Annotated in this window: 14 protein-coding genes; 8 read left to right on the top strand and 6 right to left on the bottom strand. The window is 63.4% G+C overall.

Translation table 11 applies throughout. The features are described from left to right. Nucleotides 1-74: 74 nt before the first annotated feature. The 7 genes from xapA (at nt 75) to JAB6_RS14785 (ending at nt 8807) form a co-directional block, all read left to right on the top strand. Nucleotides 75-914, top strand: coding sequence for a xanthosine phosphorylase (gene xapA, locus JAB6_RS14815; protein ID WP_070303423.1), 840 nt, complete (start codon nt 75-77; stop codon nt 912-914). 120 nt (nt 915-1034) lie between these two features. Next, nucleotides 1035-2228, top strand: coding sequence for a phosphopentomutase (locus JAB6_RS14810; RefSeq protein WP_070303422.1), 1194 nt, complete (start codon nt 1035-1037; stop codon nt 2226-2228). Then, nucleotides 2225-3184: a deoxyribose-phosphate aldolase gene (gene deoC, locus JAB6_RS14805; RefSeq protein WP_070303421.1), complete on the top strand. Its 960-nt coding sequence runs from the start codon at nt 2225-2227 to the stop codon at nt 3182-3184. The genes JAB6_RS14810 and deoC overlap by 4 nt, the downstream gene beginning before the upstream one ends. A gap of 42 nt (nt 3185-3226) precedes the next feature. Continuing rightward, nucleotides 3227-5578 carry an aldehyde dehydrogenase family protein gene (locus JAB6_RS14800; protein WP_070303420.1) on the top strand — a complete coding sequence of 784 codons (2352 nt, stop codon included), beginning with the start codon at nt 3227-3229 and terminating at the stop codon, nt 5576-5578. A 170-nt stretch (nt 5579-5748) separates the two neighbouring features. After that, entirely contained in the window at nt 5749-7071 is a 1323-nt protein-coding gene (gene deoA, locus JAB6_RS14795) for a thymidine phosphorylase (protein WP_070303419.1), read from the top strand. Between the two features lie 106 nt (nt 7072-7177). Beyond that, nucleotides 7178-7585 (top strand): cytidine deaminase, encoded by a 408-nt coding sequence (locus JAB6_RS14790; RefSeq protein ID WP_034754695.1) that lies wholly within the window; start codon nt 7178-7180, stop codon nt 7583-7585. A gap of 4 nt (nt 7586-7589) precedes the next feature. After that, nucleotides 7590-8807 (top strand): nucleoside deaminase, encoded by a 1218-nt coding sequence (locus JAB6_RS14785; RefSeq protein ID WP_175444548.1) that lies wholly within the window; start codon nt 7590-7592, stop codon nt 8805-8807. Here the strand turns inward: JAB6_RS14785 and JAB6_RS14780 are convergent. From JAB6_RS14780 to JAB6_RS14765, 4 genes are all read right to left on the bottom strand, one after another. Further along, a complete protein-coding gene (locus JAB6_RS14780; protein WP_139143396.1) occupies nt 8804-9967 on the bottom strand; it encodes a dipeptidase in 1164 nt (387 codons plus the stop codon). The two genes, JAB6_RS14785 and JAB6_RS14780, sit on opposite strands and share 4 nt — an antisense overlap. An 11-nt stretch (nt 9968-9978) precedes the next feature. Beyond that, nucleotides 9979-10401, bottom strand: a complete 423-nt coding sequence (locus JAB6_RS14775; protein ID WP_070303417.1) for a VOC family protein — start codon at nt 10399-10401, stop codon at nt 9979-9981. 160 nt (nt 10402-10561) lie between these two features. Then, on the bottom strand, nt 10562-10831 hold the full coding sequence (locus JAB6_RS14770) for a hypothetical protein (RefSeq protein WP_070303416.1): 270 nt from the start codon (nt 10829-10831) through the stop codon (nt 10562-10564). Between the two features lie 142 nt (nt 10832-10973). Then, a complete protein-coding gene (locus tag JAB6_RS14765) occupies nt 10974-11456 on the bottom strand; it encodes a hypothetical protein (protein ID WP_034754565.1) in 483 nt (160 codons plus the stop codon). Nucleotides 11457-11766: 310 nt separating this feature from the next. Between JAB6_RS14765 and JAB6_RS14760 the strand changes: the two genes are divergently transcribed. Continuing rightward, complete coding sequence (locus JAB6_RS14760; protein WP_070303455.1) at nt 11767-12702, top strand: choice-of-anchor A family protein; 936 nt, start codon at nt 11767-11769, stop codon at nt 12700-12702. A gap of 27 nt (nt 12703-12729) precedes the next feature. Here JAB6_RS14760 and JAB6_RS14755 read toward each other — a convergent pair whose 3' ends face one another. Further along, the gene (locus JAB6_RS14755; RefSeq protein WP_070303415.1) at nt 12730-13413 is read right to left on the bottom strand and encodes a TetR/AcrR family transcriptional regulator; all 684 of its coding nucleotides are present in this window, start codon (nt 13411-13413) and stop codon (nt 12730-12732) included. A 10-nt stretch (nt 13414-13423) separates the two neighbouring features. Further along, nucleotides 13424-14881, bottom strand: coding sequence for a PLP-dependent aminotransferase family protein (locus tag JAB6_RS14750; protein ID WP_070303414.1), 1458 nt, complete (start codon nt 14879-14881; stop codon nt 13424-13426). Nucleotides 14882-15222: the final 341 nt, after the last annotated feature.

Below are 15222 nucleotides of genomic sequence, written 5' to 3'. Positions count from 1 at the left end.
ACCTGGGCGCGATATTTTGCCTATACCGTGGCGCAGGCAGCAACCCATCATCAATAGTCAATCAGAGGATAACCATGTCGAACAACACCCCATTCCACGCCGCCGAAATCATCCGTGCCCGCGCTCCTGAAAATTTCAAGCCGCGCGTGGCGATGATCCTCGGCTCCGGCCTGGGTGTGTTGGCCGAGCAGATGACGGACGCCGTCAGCATCAGCTTTGACGAATTGCCAGGTTTCCCGATCAGCACCGTGCACGGCCATGCCGGCGAACTGGTGATCGGCACCCTGTCGGGCGTCGCCGTCGTCTGCATGAAGGGGCGTGGCCACTTCTACGAAGGCTATGGCATGGGCGTGATGACGAGCGCCATCCGCACCCTGAAACTGCTGGGCTGCGAAATGCTGTTCGTCACCAACGCCGCCGGTTCCCTGCGCCCTGAAGTGGACGCCGGCAGTCTGGTGGCCATCAGCGACCACATCAACCTGTTGCCAGGCACGCCGATGGTCGGCCCGAACGATGACCGCTTCGGCCCGCGCTTCTTCAGCATGGCCAACGCCTACGATGCGGACCTGCGCAATCTGGTCAAGGACACTGCCGCTTCGAACGGCATCACCCTGCACGAAGGCGTGTTCGTCGCCTACCCAGGCCCGAACTTCGAGACGGCCGCTGAAATCCGCATGATGGCCCGCCTGGGCGCCGACACGGTCGGCATGTCCGTGGTGCCGGAAGTGGTGTCGGCCCGTCATTGCGACCTGAAAGTGGTGGGCGTATCGGTGATTACCAACCTGGCCGAAGGCATGTCGCCATTCGCCCTGTCGCACGAACAAACCCTGAAATACGCGGCCATCGGCGCGAAAGACCTGGTCAAGCTGATCCTGGCTTTCCTGGCCACCGTAGCCGCCAAACCGCAAGCCTAAGCACTTTTCTTGACGCAGTAGCGGCGCGCCACTTAGCGGCGCTGCCGCGCGGCAGGCCTGGAAAATCCGGCCTACACTGTTCGCATCATCTTCGCATCACTCCATAAAGCGAGCCTTATCATGTCACGCGCATTTATCCTCCTGCTTGATTCCTTCGGCCTTGGCGCGACGCCAGACGCCGCCAAGTATGGCGACGCAGGTGCCAATACCTTTGGCCACATTGCCAGCACTGTCGCCAAAAGCGGCAAGACCTTGAAACTCCCGAACATGGAACGCCTGGGCCTGGGCGCCGCGGCGCACCTGGCCAGCGGCGAATGGGCTACGGGCTTCGACCAGCGCGACGGTTTTACCGGTGCCTACGGCGCGGCGCGCGAGCGCTCCACCGGCAAGGACACGCAGAGCGGCCACTGGGAAATCGCCGGCGTGCCCGTCGAATTCGACTGGGGATATTTTCCCCGTACCACGCCATCGTTCCCGGCCGACCTGACCGACAAGCTGAAGGCCTTGTCCGGCGTTCCCGGCTTCCTCGGCGACTGCCATGCCTCGGGCACGGACATCATCAACAAGCATGGCGACGAGCACGTCGCCACCGGCAAGCTGATTATCTATACGTCGGGCGACTCGGTGATGCAGATCGCCGCGCACGAAGAATCGTTCGGCCTCGAGCGCCTGTACGCAGTGTGCGAAATGGCCTTCAAGCTGGTCGAGCCGTACAACATCGGCCGCGTCATCGCCCGTCCGTTCACGGGCAGCAATGGCAACTACACGCGCACGTCCAACCGCCACGACTACGCCGTCGCGCCACCCGCGCCGACCCTGCTCGACCACGTCAAGAATGCGGGCGGCGAAGTCGTCGGCCTGGGCAAGATCAGCGACATTTTCGCTACCCAGGGCATCTCCAGAGTCGTCAAGGGCGTCGACAACATGGCGCTGTTCGAAGCGCTGTTGAAGACGGCCGATGAGGTGCAGGACAAGTCGCTCACCTTCGTGAACTTCGTCGATTTCGACCAGGCTTTCGGCCACCGCCGCAACGTCGAGGGCTATGCCGACGCGCTGCGCGAAATGGATGCGCGCCTGCCGGAATTCATGGCCAAGCTCAAGGAGGGCGACCTGGTCGTGATCACCGCCGACCATGGCTGCGACCCCACCTGGCACGGCTCCGACCACACCCGCGAACACATACCGATGATCTTCTTCGGCCCCGGCGTCGCCCCGCGCGCACTGGGCATTTCCGAGACCTTCTCCGATATTGGCCAAACCCTCGCCAAACACCTTGGCGTACCACCACTTGCTAATGGAACCAGCTTGTTATGACACTCATGCATCCCGAATTCAAGCGTAACGAGGCCGTTGGCCTCGACCTGGGCTGGATCAACCAGATCCGCGTCAACCGCGCCGCGACAGACCGCCGCGCGGCCAGCCTGGCAAACCGCCGTACCGTGAAAAAGGAATACCAGGCCGCCTGGCTGGTGAAAGCCATCCAGATGATCGACCTGACCACCCTGGGCGGCGACGATACGCCGGGCAGAGTCGAACGCCTGTGCATGAAGGCCATGCGCCCGCTGCGCGCCGACCTGATGGACGCGCTGGGCCTGACCGACTTGAGCACCGGCGCCGTGTGCGTGTACCACGAGATGATCCAGCCGGCCGTGAAAGTCATCCAGGGCCGCTTGCCTATCGCCGCCGTTTCGACGGGTTTCCCGGCCGGCCTGACAAGCATGGAAACGAAGCTGCGCGAGATCGAGCTGTCGGTCGCCGCGGGCGCTTCCGAGATCGATATCGTCATCACACGCCAGCACGTCCTGAACGGCAACTGGCAAGTGCTGTACGACGAAATGCTCGCTTACCGCAAGGCGTGCGGCGAAGCGCACGTGAAAGCGATTCTCGCCACGGGCGACTTGCTGACCATGGAAAACGTGGCCAAGGCATCGTGGGTCTGCATGATGGCCGGCGCCGATTTCATCAAGACCTCCACCGGTAAAGAGGGCGTGAACGCCACCATTCCCGTGGCCCTGACGATGGTGCGCACGATCCGCGAATACCACGAGCAGACGGGCTTCCAGGTGGGCTTCAAGCCGGCCGGCGGCGTCAGCTCGGCCAAGAGCGCGCTGCAATACCTGACCCTGATGAAGGAAGAGCTGGGCAACGAATGGCTGCAGCCGCACCTGTTCCGCATCGGCGCTTCCAGCCTGCTGACCGACATCGAGCGCCAGCTCGAGCACTACGTCACCGGCAGCTACTCGGCCAATCATCGTCACGCACAACCTTAAAGAACAATCGTCATGCCAACAATTAACGAGATTCTCAATACTATGGACTACGGCCCTGCTCCCGAAAGTCAAAAAGAAGCGCAGGCGTGGCTCGATGGCCACCAGCGCACATTCGGTTTGTTCATCGACAATGCCTGGAGCGCGCCGGCGGAACTGTTCGCCTCGACCAATCCTGCCGACGGCACGCAGCTGGCCGAACTGACGCAAGCGACCGACGCCGACGTGGAACGCGCCGTCGACGCGGCGCGCCGCGCGCTGCCCGTCTGGCAGGGCATGGGCGGCCACGGCCGCGCGAAAGTCATGTACGCACTGGCCCGTTTGCTGCAAAAGCATTCGCGCCTGTTCGCCGTGCTGGAAACCCTGGACAACGGCAAGACCATCCGCGAAACGCGCGATATCGACCTGCCGCTGGCCGCGCGCCATTTCTACCATCACGCCGGCTGGGCGCAGCTGCAGTCGGAAGAGTTCGCCGACTACCGCGCCGTGGGCGTGGTAGGTCAGATCGTGCCGTGGAATTTCCCCCTGCTGATGCTGTCGTGGAAAATCGCTCCGGCCCTGGCCGCCGGTAACACGGTCGTCTTCAAGCCGGCGGAATTCACGTCGCTGACCGCCATGCTGTTCGCCGAACTGTGCTTGCAGGCGGGCGTGCCGGCCGGCGTCGTCAACATCGTCACCGGCGACGGCCGCGTGGGCTCGGCCATCGTCAACCATCCTGGCGTCGACAAGATCGCGTTTACGGGTTCCACGGAAGTGGGCCGCCTCATTCGCGAGGCGACGGCCGGCAGCGGCAAGAAGCTGTCGCTGGAACTTGGCGGCAAGTCGCCGTTCATCGTCTTTGAAGACGCGGACCTCGATGGCGCCGTGGAAGGCCTGGTCGATTCGATCTGGTTCAACCAGGGACAAGTGTGCTGCGCCGGTTCGCGCCTGCTGGTGCAGGAATCGGTCCAGGAACGCTTCCTGAACAAGGTACGCGCCCGCATGGAAAACCTGCGCCTCGGCTCGCCCCTGGACAAATCGATGGACGTGGGCGCGCTGGTCGATCCGGTGCAGCGCCAGCGCATCGCCGCGCTGGTCGATTCGGCCCGCGCCGAAGGCTGCGACGTGTGGCAACCGGCGTGCGAACTGCCGGCTGACGGTTCGTGGTTCCCGCCGACCCTGATCACGGGCGCGTCGACCTCGGCCGCCGTGGCGCAGGCTGAAATCTTCGGCCCCGTGCTGGTGGCCATGAGCTTCCGCACGCCGCCCGAAGCGGTGCAGCTGGCGAACAACACGGTGTACGGCCTGGCCGCCAGCGTGTGGACGGAGTCGATCAGCCTGGCCCTCGATATCGCTCCCGCCATCAAGGCTGGCGTGGTGTGGATCAACAGCGCGAACCAGTTCGATGCGGCGTGCGGCTTCGGCGGCTACCGCGAATCGGGCTTCGGCCGTGAAGGCGGCCGCGAAGGCATGCTGGAATACATGACGGCCCTGGCCGAAGATGCGCGTCCGGCCTTGCCGGTGGTGGAGGCGAAAGCCAAGGCCAACGTGAAGCCGGCGCCAGCCGATCCGTTCGCCATCGACCGCACGGCCAAGATGTACATCGGCGGCAAGCAGGCGCGCCCCGACAGCGCCTACAGCGCACCCGTCTTCGGCGCAAACGGCGCCCTGCTGGCCGAAGTGGGCGTGGGCAGCCGCAAGGATATCCGCAACGCCGTCGAAGCGGCCCATAAAGCGTCCGGCTGGACCAGCGCCACGGCGCACAACCGCGCGCAAGTGCTGTACTACATCGCCGAAAACCTGGCAGCGCGCGCCGACGAATTCGCCGCCCGCATCGCCGCCATGACGGGCAGTAAAAATCCCGAGAAGGAAGTGCAGGCATCGATCGAACGCCTGTTCTACTACGCCGCCTGGGCCGACAAGTACGACGGCCTGGCGCACCAGCCGCCAACCAAGGGCATCACCGTGGCGCTGAACGAAGCGGTTGGCGTGATCGGCATCGTCTGCCCGAATGAAGCGCCGTTACTCGGCTTCATTTCGCTGGTGGCGCCGGCCATCGCGCTGGGCAACCGCGTGGTGGTGGTGCCGTCGGAAGCGCATCCGCTCTCCGCGCTGGACCTGTACCAGGTCTTCGATACGTCCGACCTGCCGGGCGGCGTCGTCAACATCATCAGCGGCAACGCCGATGAACTGGCGCGCACCCTGGCCACGCACGCCGACATCGACGCCGTCTGGCGCCATGACGGATCCGCTGACGGTTGCGCTGAAGTCGAGCGCCTGTCGGCCGGCACCCTGAAACGCACCTGGGTCGGCGGCGCCAAGGGCCGCGACTGGTACAGCGCTGCCCAAAGCGGCGGCCGCGCCGTGCTGGCGCATGCGTCGCAAGTGAAAAACGTGTGGATTCCTTACGGCGTCTAAGTTTGTAAAGCAGGATAGTGGGGCCGGTTCTTCCGCGCAGCGATGTGCCGGGGCGCCGGCCCCAAGTTGCTTTCGCCAGCAAGGCGTGTAGGTCGGATTAGCCCGCAGGGCGTAATCCGACAAGGCCGCTGGATCGACATCAGCATTTGAATAGGACATCGGGAGCTATCATGTTTCTAACTCAGGAAATCATTCGCAAGAAGCGCGACAAGGGCGTATTGAGCGCCGAGGAAATCCAGTTTTTCGTGCGTGGCATTACTGACGGCAGCGTCAGCGAAGGGCAGATCGCGGCGCTGGGCATGGCTGTCTATTTCAACGACATGAACATGGACGAGCGCGTGGCGTTCACCCTGGCCATGCGCGATTCCGGCCACGTGCTGGACTGGCGTTCGCTGAACCTGCCTGGCCCCATCGTCGACAAGCATTCGACGGGCGGCGTGGGCGATGTGGTCTCGCTGCTGCTGGGTCCCATGGTCGCTGCATGCGGCGGCTACGTGCCGATGATCTCGGGCCGCGGCCTGGGCCACACGGGCGGCACCTTGGACAAGTTCGACGCCATTCCCGGCTATTGCACGGTGCCGGACAATGCATTGTTCCGCAAGGTGGTGCAGGAGATCGGCGTGGCCATCATCGGCCAGACGGCGCAGCTGGCGCCGGCCGACAAGCGTTTCTACAGCATCCGCGACGTCACGGCCACGGTGGAATCGGTGGCCATGATCACCGGCTCCATCCTGTCGAAGAAACTCTCGGCCGGGCTGGACGCGCTGGTGATGGACGTGAAAGTGGGTTCGGGCGCCTTCATGCCGACGTACGACAAGTCGGTGGAGCTGGCCGAAAGCATTGTCGCCGTCGGCAATGGCGCGGGCATGCAGACGTCGGCCATTCTGACGGACATGAACGAGTCACTGGCGCCTTACGCGGGCAATGCGCTGGAAGTGCGCGGCGCCATGGATTACCTGACGGGCCGTTCGCGTCCCGCGCGCCTGCATGAAGTGACCCTGGCGCTGTGCGCCGAGATGCTGGTGCTGGGCGGCCTGGCCGCCACCGAAGAAGAAGCGCGCGTGAAACTGATGGCGGCACTCGATTCGGGCGAGGTGGCCGAGCGCTTCGCGCGCATGGTGTCGGCCCTGGGCGGCCCGGCCGATCTGGTCGAACATCCGGACAAGCACCTGGAACAGGCGCCGTTCATCGTGCCGGCACCGGCGCTGTCGGCCGGCTTTGCCAACGTGCGCGATTGCCGCGCCATCGGCCTGGCCGTCGTGGCCCTGGGCGGTGGCCGCCGCCGTCCGACGGACAGCATCGATTTCGCCGTCGGCCTGACGGACCTCGTGGGCCTGGGCGAGCCAGTGGCCGTGGGCCAGCCGCTGGCCATGGTGCACGCGCGCACGGCAGCGGCGGCGCAGCAAGCCGTCAAGGAAATCCAGGAAGCGTATGCCATCAGCGCAGTGGCGTTGATGGGCAATCCCGTGATTTACCGTACCATTCGTTCGTAGTTGAAAACTGGGGTCAGACCCCCGTTTGCGATGGCGCTGAGCTATGCGTTGGCGGTGTTGAGGGTCTGACCCCGGCCTGAATGATTTCAAAGGTATGACAGAAAAAATGAACAACCAAGAACTGATCGCCGAAGCCAATGCCGGCCGTGAACTGGCCTATGCGCCATACTCGCGTTTCAAGGTAGGCGCGGCGCTGCTGTGCAAGGATGGCCGCGTCTTCCGTGGCTGTAATGTGGAAAACGCCGCCTATGGCCTGTGCAACTGCGCCGAGCGCACGGCGTTTTTCAGCGCCATCGCGCATGGCTGCAAGCCGGGCGACTTCGCCAAGCTGGCCGTCACGGGCGATACGGCTGAACCGATCTCGCCGTGCGGCGCCTGCCGCCAGGTGATCTTCGAGATGGGCGGCGCCGACCTGCCGGTGATCCTGACGAACCTGAAAAACGATGTCATGGAAGTGACGGCCGGCTGGCTGCTGCCGCACGGCTTCGGCAATTCCGACCTGGACATGAAGTAACAGGATCCGCTTGAACAAGACGATAGACATCCAGGCCGCCGTGGCGATTGCCGCGGCCGAAGCCATGGCAGCGAAGACGCAGGGCACGTTTGGCGTGGGTGGCGTGCTGCTCGACGGCGCCGGCAACGTGCTGCAATCGATGCACAACAACGTCGTGCGCCAGGGGCTGGTATTTGACCCCACGGCGCATGGCGAGCGCCAGCTGGTCGATTGGTATTTCGCCGAGCGGGCCAAGGGCGTGACCTTGCCGCCGCCGGGGGAACTGACCATCGTCACCTCGCTCGACCCGTGCTGCATGTGTACGGGGGCGATTCTGGCGGCCGGTTTCAACGTGGTGGTAGCCGCGCCCGACGTCAAGGCGGGCATCAATTACGATGGCAGCGCCATGTTCACGGCCTTGCCGGCGCCGCTGCAGGCGCAGGCGGGACGCAGCTTTTGCTATCCGGCCGTGCGCGGCGCCACCGAATACGCACGCGCGCCGTCCGGCGCCGCGCCCAAATCTTTTTTCATCGGCAAGAGCATCCACGAGGCGACGCAGGCACTGTGCTCGCTCGTGTTCGAGTCGACATCGGCGCAGGTGATGCGGCTGCTGAACGCGGGCGACGACGTGCATCTGCGCGATCCGGCCACCTTGCCGTCCGAGCATGCCGTGGTGCGCGCCTTGCGCCGCCGCTATCCTGACGCCCTGACTTACCGCTGCGACCCGCATGCGCCCGATGCTGGGCTGGCGCCATTCCTGCAGGCGGCCATGGAGCAGGACGTGCGCGATGGCGGACAGGGCGACGCTGCCGCCTTGCTCGACTCCTTCGGCAACCTGCTGCTGTGCATGCCGGGAAAATTGTCGCAATCGGTCATCCGTACGCCGTTCATGGAATGCACGCGCCAGTACGCGCAATTGCGCTTTGAGTTGATGGCAAGCGCGGATCCTGCGCTGCAGGAAGACATCAAAAGCTACCTGGGCCACCCCAAGCACGGCACCTTCGTGCTGGCCATCGGCCCGGACGACGGCGCCGCCAGTTTCATGACCCTGGGCGCCTACGGCTCCACCATGGAAGGGGCGCTGCCGGAGAATAATCCCGCGCAATTCCAGTACGTGCGCCCGGCCATGGGGGAGGACGCGCTGCTGGCGCTGTGCGAGTCGATGCCGCCGCTGTACCGCAAGCTGATACGCATCCGGCCGCGCCAGGTGGCGAGCGAGGACTTGATCAGCGCACTGGCCTAGGTGTCATCGTCCGGCAGGTTTTTCAGCAAGAAGTCGCGCACGTTTTCACCGGCCACGCGGCGCACTTGCGCTTCCGACAGGCCTGCGTCGAGCAGCGCCTGCGTCAAGCGCGGCAAGCCCGTCGCATCGATGGCCGTGGTGACGGCGCCGTCGAAGTCCGAGCCATAGGCCACATGTTCGGCGCCGATCAGTTTTACCGTGTACTTGATGGCGCGCGCGATGGACGCCACGTCCTTGCCGCAGACGGCCGTATTCCAGAAGCCGATACCCACCAGGCCACCCTGGGCGGCGATGCGTTTCAACTGTGCGTCGCTGAGGTTGCGACCGTTGGCGCAAGTGCCGCGCACGCCCGTGTGCGACACCATCACGGGGCGTTTCGCCATCGTCAACACGTCGTCGATGGTGGCCGGCGAGGCGTGCGCCAGGTCGACGATCATCTTGCGCTGCTCCATGGCGCGCAGCCATTGCTTGCCCAGCGGCGTCAGACCGCCTTTCTTCAAGCCGTGCTGGGAGCCGGACAGTTCCGTGTCGAAGAAATGCGTGGGCGCGGCCATGCGGTAGCCGGCCCGGTACAGGGTGTCCAGATTATCCAGCTTGCCTTCCAGCGCATGCGCGCCTTCCAGCGTCAGCCAGCCGGCCAGCAGGGCGGGGTCTTTTTCGCGCGCGGCGATGAAGCTGCGCAGCTGGGCGCGGCTGCCGATGACCCGCACCTTGCCATCGCTCCTGGACGCTTGCTGGCGCAGCTCGTCGGCCTGGTAGGTGGCGCGCGCCAGCAGGCTGTTCCAGGTGGCGGGCGGCAAGCCTTGCGCCACCACCAGCGCCGTGATGTTGTCCGTGTCGCTGCCATTGCGTTCGATATTCATCTTGCGCGGCGTCTTGGTGACGACGGAAAACGCTTGCAGCGCCACGTTGGCCCGCTGCAGGCGGGGGAAGTCGACATGCCCGCGCTGGCTGTCGCGGTTCAGATTGCGTTGCCACAGCAGGCTGTCGGCGTGCAGATCGGCGATCCACAGGCTCTCGTGCAGGGCCACAGTGGCGGCTGAAGGCGCCTTGCCGGACGGGGGATGGACGCGGTTGAGATGTTCGTCGACGAGGACGGGAGCGGACAGGAAACCGCCGATCAGCGCAAGGCTGGCGGCGGTGAGGCTACTGATAATCATTGTTCTCCGTTTTACCATGGATCGTAGGTGCCCAGGCTCCAGATGTGGCCTTCCGGGTCGCGGCAGGTAAAGCCCCGTCCGCCGTAATCTTCATCCTTGATGTCGAGCACGATTTCGGCGTCCGCTTCGCGCGCGCTGCGGTAGACGGCGTCGGCATCGCTGACGACCAGGTAGCAGCTTTGCGTGTTGGCGCCGCCGATGTCGCCGGGCAGTTTCATCAGGCGGCCATAGTCGCTGTCGATGGCGGGCGCCACCATGACCATGCCATTGCCAAAGCTCAGTTGCGCATGGGCGACGCCACCGTTACCGTCAGGCACGATCAATTGTTTTTCAAAGCCGAGCGCCTTGCACAGCCATTCGATGGCGGCGGGCGCGTCGCGGTAGCGCAGGCAGGGAATGGTCGTCGCTGCTGTCGCTTTTGCTGTCGTGGTCATCAGAAAACTCCTATGGCTGTGGGGGAGTAGCTTCGATCATGGATCCTGCATGGCGTTCCATATCCCTGCCATCCATGGGGATGGGCTTGACGCCCGTCAGTGCTGCGCCCATCCATAGTGCCATAGAACAATCATTGTCCTCTTGCCACGACACAAATTTTTATTGCGGCGACTGCTGCGAGCCAGGCACTTTTTCGTCTGCGCCGGCATCGTCGCTGTTGCTTGCCCATTTCAGCAGCATGACGAGGGCAAACAGCATGATGGCCAGCGGCAAGATGGTGATCAGGAACGCCAGGCCCAGGCAGCATACCAGCAGCATGGGCCAGGGCATGGCGCGCAAGGCTGCCATGCCCTGGCGCGTGTAAGCGCACAGCTCGTTCCAGAAAGCGCTGAAGGAAGTGCTGCCCGGTGCCGAATTGATGTCTTTCATGCCGTTCTCCTGTCGTGTGGGTGCCGCTGCCGTATGCATGCTGGCAATGAGGCCACTATATGAAAAATCTTGCTGCCGCGCATCGCGTATGCGACGAATGGCAGGAATGGCGGAGCGAACGGCGACAGGCCGGGACAAGCCGCTATTCGAATACCTTGAGTTTCAGCTGGAAACTGAGCGCGCCATACAGGCGGTCCTTGTACGACGGCACGATGGCGATATTCACGCCCACGCGCTGGTATTCATAGCTGATGGTTGGGACGAGGGCGGGGAACCAGCCGCCATCGCGCATCTTCGGATAGCCGCTGAAGCCGCCAACGACGGCGCCGATGCGCAGCGGGCCCACCTTGATCGGCTGGTAGTACACGCCCAGGTAATTCGAGTAGGCGCGGTCGCTATTGTAGAAGCGGCCAGCCGTGACCGACGCGACCGTGGAAAAGCGGTATTCGGCGCCCAGGCCCGGATTGCTGTCGTTCAGGTTCTTGTCGCGCTGAAAGTGATACGAATAAAAACCCGCGTTGAGCCAGGTTTCGCTGAGCGGCTGGTTGTCGATCATGTTAAACACATCGGCGTGCGCGCCGCAGGCATATGCCAGCATCAGTGCGCCTAGGGACAATCGTTTCATGCGTGCTTCATCCTTATGATTTCGTACTCTGTGGGCCGGCCTGGTCTGGCGCTGCCGCGATCGTATCACCAAGTTGGCTGCGCTTCTAAGCAATATTGAAAGTGCAGAACAGGCGGCTGTTTGCCCGTCTGTTCAAAGCGTCATCGGGACGGCTAACGCGTTCTCCGGGCGGCGATAGAAGAATGATTCTCATTGAGCAACTATGTTTGCATTATTGTTACAAAAGTTGTTGGTTTGCGACATATCAAAGTCAATGGATATGATATTCTGGCGTCAAGTTAATTTTCTTTTTGGAAATAAAATGTCAATCATGCCTAAATCATCATTCGTACTCGTTCTGTCGACCGTGTTTGCCGCCAGCGCCGCGCAAGCCGGTGTTGTCGATTTGGGCATCGGTGGCGCTAATTTATATTCCCTGAGCAACTTCAGCGCGTCCGGCAGCGATGTCGAAGGCGGCGTGCTGGTGGCCGGCAATCTGACGGCATCGAACTATTCCGTCAATGACAAGAACAAGGACGCCTACGTCACGCACGGTAATACCGGCTATGCGCTGGTCGTTGGCGGCAACCTGAACTACAGCTCCGGTTCTATCAAGAACGGCAATTACTTTGTGGGCGGCAGCACGACGACGAGCAGCGTGGGCCTGAACACGGCGACCAAGACGACGGCGTCACCCGTATCGTTTGCCTCGACCTCGACCCAGCTGAAAAATACTTCGGCCTCACTGGCGAACGTGGCATCCACGGGAAGCAGCTCCGTGGCCTACGGCGGCATGACCCTGAAGGGCGGCACGGGCGGCGTGCAAGTGTTCGACCTGACTTCCGCGGCCCTGGGCGGGGTGAACAACTTCAAGTTCAGCAACCTGCACACGAACGACACCCTGATCCTCAATATCAGCGGCACGAATGTGAACCTGTCCGGCGGCTATGGCGATTTCAGCAAATACAATGTGCTGTACAACTTCTATGAAGCGCAGACGATCACCCTGAACGGCGTGGGCCTGTACGGCAGCGTCCTGGCGCCGCTGGCGACCTTGGCCGGTGGTAATGGCCAGATCAACGGCAGCGTGGTGGTGGGTAACTGGGCCTCGAACATCCAGGTCAACGCCAACCATTATTTCAACGCCACCAACGTGGCCGGTTACGTCTCGGCCGTGCCGGAACCGGAAACCTATGCGATGCTGCTGGCCGGCCTGGGCCTGGTTGGCTTCATGGCGCGCCGCCGCAAGAGCAAGACGGCAGCGTAACGTTCGCGCTGTTCGGGAAACCGCCTTTCAAGGCGGTTTTTTTTCGCTTGCCGGCGGCATGGACACGGCCGCCAGCACCATGTGCGCGATCAGGATTTCCGCATCCTCGTAATCCTTGCGCGTGAGCTGCCTGCGTTCCAGCACCAGGGCCATCTGCGCCGAAAAATCCGCATACGATTGCGTCATGGCCCAGATGGCGAACATCAGGTGCGTGGCGTTGACGGGCGCGATCCTGCCGGCCGCGATCCACGCTTCGAAGACGGCGATATCCTTGCGCAGCAGGGGCACGACCCGGTCGCGTATCTGCGCGCCGTACAGCGGGGCGCCATTGATCACTTCCAGCGCATACACGCGCGAAGCCCATGGCTGTTCGCGCGAAAAACGCAGCTTGGCGCGGATATACGCGCGCAGCACGTCGCGCGGTTCATCGTGTGCATTGGCCAGCATGTCCATGCGCGCCAGCCAGTCGTCGAGCACGTCGTCGAGCACGCGCTGGTACAGTAGCTGCTTGGACGGGAAGTAATACATGAGGTTTTGCTTCGACAGGCCGGCCCGCTCGGCGATCGTGGCGATCGACGCGCCTTCATAGCCGCTTTCCGCAAACGCGCGCACGGCTTGCTCGAGGATATCCGCTTCCAGGCGGTCGCGGTTTTGCAGGCGCCGGCCGCCGGCATTTTTCACAAGAAGGGCAGGGGCTTTGTCGCTGGCCATGGCGGGTTCTTTAGCGTGGGCGTATCGATTGCAGGAATGCCTGCAGCACGGGGGTATCGGTGTAGGCCACGTTGAAGCGGAACCACACCGTCTCGGGCGCGCGCAGCATGAAAAATTCGTTCGGCGACAGCAGGATGCCCGCCTTCAAGGCCATGTCGGCGATGATCTTGCCATTCCATTCCGGCGTCTGCACGTCGGGCCAGCCGGCGCTGACGAACATGCCGCCGCGCGGACGCGCCACGGGCGCCATGCCCGCCTGTGCCAGGCAGTCGATGCTGCGCTCGCGGGCCGCGTCGAGCTGCGCCACCAGTCGTTCCACCATGCGCTTGTAGGGCCGCGCGGAGATGGCATGGTAGGCGGCGCGCTCGTTGATTTCCGATGTCGTCAACCCTGCCAGCATCTTCACGCGCACCAGCTCCGCCACCAGCGACGGCGAGGCGCAAATCGACCCCACGCGCAGCACGGGCGACAGGGTCTTGGAAAAACTGCCCACGCGGATCACGCGGCGCAAGCCGTCCATGGCCGCCAGCGACGCTTCGCCGCGCGCCGCCAGCTCGCGGTAGATATCGTCTTCCACCAGCCAGAAATCGAATTGCTCGGCCAGTGCCAGCAGGCGGTGCGTCTGCGCCTGGCTGAGCGAAGTGCCCAGCGGATTTTGCAGCACCGTGTTGACGAACATCAGCTTGGGCTGCGTGCGCGCGGCTTCGCTGGCCAGCGCATCGAGGTCGAGGCCCGCCTCGCCGCGTGCAATGCCCACGGGGATGCAGCCGTGGTGGCGGATCAGCGACTGCAGATTGCTGTAGCCGGGGTCTTCCACCAGCACCGTGTCGCCCGGCTTGGTCAGGCTGCGCAGGATCAGATCGAAGGCATGCGTGGCGCCATGCGTCAGCAAGACCTGGTCGGGCTCCACCTGGAACAGCTCTTCCGACAGGCTGCTGGCCAGGTGCTGGCGCAGCGAGGGAAAACCGAGCGGGTGGCCATAGCCGCGCAGCCTGCTGGCTGGAATGCGCATGGCCTGGCGCACGGCATCGAGCACGGTCGCCTCGCCATACATTTCGGGCGGCAGCCAACCCGCGCCCACGGGCAGGGCATCGGACACGCCCGAATACAGATCGGGCGTGAGGGCGTCGATGGCGGTGGGGCTAGCGTGCACGGCGGCCTGCGGCGAGGCGGCGATATCGTGGCGCGCGACGAAATAGCCGGAACCGCGGCGCGACGACAGCAAGCCGAGGTTGACCAGGCGGTCGTACGATTCGACGACGGTAAACGTCGACACGCCATTGCAGCGGGCGAACTGGCGCACGGACGGCATGCGCGTGCCGATGCGCAGGGCGCGGCTGCCCACCATGACGCTGATGGCGATGACGATCTGCTCGACCAGGCCGCCCTTCTTCTGGCGGTCGATGTCGAGCACGGGCCAGCCACTGGCTTGCTCGGGTGCATCGTCTGTGCTGTCGCTGTGCTTCACGGTGGCTCCTTTCTGCTCAAGTAACCCCCAATAAATTCTTGTGATTTCTGACTTCCATAACCGGCGCTCTGCAGCGTTGCCTGCTGCTAGCAGTGCTTACACTGCGTCGCAACAGGCGCCTTGCATAGCATCCGGTTCTGTTTGTCATAAATTCACAATAATTTCCCGGAGATTACTTAACACAAAAACTGTAGTGGTTTTTCGACCTGTACGGTTGGGATACTTTGCCGTTTGTGTATCTGTGCCATTGGGGATGGCCTGTCTATTATTACATCAGCTTTTTGCCAACTGGTAAATTATTTTACGCTTCGTCAAAAACGATCCTGGCCCCGCGCCAGCCC

Origin of the sequence: Janthinobacterium sp. HH104, assembly GCF_001758715.1 — a bacterium.
Lineage (GTDB): Bacteria > Pseudomonadota > Gammaproteobacteria > Burkholderiales > Burkholderiaceae_D > Janthinobacterium > Janthinobacterium aestuarii.
This window is presented reverse-complemented; position numbering and strand designations above follow the sequence as displayed.

Bases quoted from the DNA above. Each gene is read 5' to 3' on its own strand.
- deoC (WP_070303421.1), top strand. From the start codon at position 2,225: ATGACACTCATGCATCCCGAATTCAAGCGTAACGAGGCCGTTGGCCTC.
- JAB6_RS14780 (WP_139143396.1), bottom strand. From the start codon at position 9,967: ATGATTATCAGTAGCCTCACCGCCGCCAGCCTTGCGCTGATCGGCGGT.
- JAB6_RS14790 (WP_034754695.1), top strand. From the start codon at position 7,178: ATGAACAACCAAGAACTGATCGCCGAAGCCAATGCCGGCCGTGAACTG.
- JAB6_RS14755 (WP_070303415.1), bottom strand. From the start codon at position 13,413: ATGGCCAGCGACAAAGCCCCTGCCCTTCTTGTGAAAAATGCCGGCGGC.
- JAB6_RS14770 (WP_070303416.1), bottom strand. From the start codon at position 10,831: ATGAAAGACATCAATTCGGCACCGGGCAGCACTTCCTTCAGCGCTTTC.
- JAB6_RS14760 (WP_070303455.1), top strand. From the start codon at position 11,767: ATGCCTAAATCATCATTCGTACTCGTTCTGTCGACCGTGTTTGCCGCC.
- deoA (WP_070303419.1), top strand. From the start codon at position 5,749: ATGTTTCTAACTCAGGAAATCATTCGCAAGAAGCGCGACAAGGGCGTA.
- xapA (WP_070303423.1), top strand. From the start codon at position 75: ATGTCGAACAACACCCCATTCCACGCCGCCGAAATCATCCGTGCCCGC.
- JAB6_RS14775 (WP_070303417.1), bottom strand. From the start codon at position 10,401: ATGACCACGACAGCAAAAGCGACAGCAGCGACGACCATTCCCTGCCTG.
- JAB6_RS14765 (WP_034754565.1), bottom strand. From the start codon at position 11,456: ATGAAACGATTGTCCCTAGGCGCACTGATGCTGGCATATGCCTGCGGC.
- JAB6_RS14800 (WP_070303420.1), top strand. From the start codon at position 3,227: ATGGACTACGGCCCTGCTCCCGAAAGTCAAAAAGAAGCGCAGGCGTGG.
- JAB6_RS14810 (WP_070303422.1), top strand. From the start codon at position 1,035: ATGTCACGCGCATTTATCCTCCTGCTTGATTCCTTCGGCCTTGGCGCG.